At 62.8% G+C, this 712-nt stretch carries 1 protein-coding gene; it reads left to right on the top strand.

Features of this window, described 5'->3' with window-relative positions; genetic code table 11:
- On the top strand, positions 1–712 hold a 712-nt coding region (locus ENZ74_RS33470), incomplete at both ends, for a D-alanyl-D-alanine carboxypeptidase family protein (RefSeq protein ID WP_164761482.1).

Raw genomic sequence — 712 nt, 5'->3', positions numbered from 1 at the left:
GCGCAAGGGTGGCGCGCCTTCGGGAACATCGACGATGTTCGCCAAGCTCAAGTCGTCGATCCGGCTCGAAGACCTGATTCAGGGCGTGACCGTGCAGGCGGCCAATGACGGCTGCATCGTCATCGCCGAAGGCATGTCGGGATCCGAAGACAATTTTGCCGTGCAGATGACCGAACGCGCCCGCCAGATCGGCCTCAAGACGTCGACTTTCGTCAATTCGACCGGCCTGCCGGCGGATGGCCAGCAGACGACCGTGCGCGAGCTGGCGCAGCTCGCCCTGCACCTGTGGCGCGATTATCCGGATTTCTATCGCTATTATGCCCAAAAGGATTTCACCTGGAACAAGATCTCACAGAGGAACCGCAATCCGCTGCTGGCGATGGACATCGGCGCCGACGGCCTGGCGGTCGGGGCGAGCGAGGCAGCCGGCTTCGGCATCGTCGGTTCGCTCAGCCACAATGGTACCCGCGTGATCGCGGCGATGAGCGGGCTGGCCTCGGACAAGGAGCGCGCCGAGGAAGCGCGAAAGCTGCTCGACTGGGGTGTCCGCTCCTTCGAGAAGACCGAAATTTTCGCCAGGGACGAGGTGGTTGGAGAAGCCCAGGTTTTCGGCGGCGCCAAATCCGGGGTGACGCTGAAGGCAAAGGGACCGATCGACATCTTCCTGCCGATCACCAACCGCGACAAGCTGACGGCCAGGATCGTCTATGAC

It is taken from the genome of Mesorhizobium sp. M7A.F.Ca.CA.002.15.2.1, assembly GCF_003998715.1.
Lineage (GTDB): Bacteria > Pseudomonadota > Alphaproteobacteria > Rhizobiales > Rhizobiaceae > Mesorhizobium > Mesorhizobium ciceri.
The sequence above is the reverse complement of the archived record's forward strand: the minus strand, read 5'-3'. Positions and strand labels throughout refer to the sequence as shown.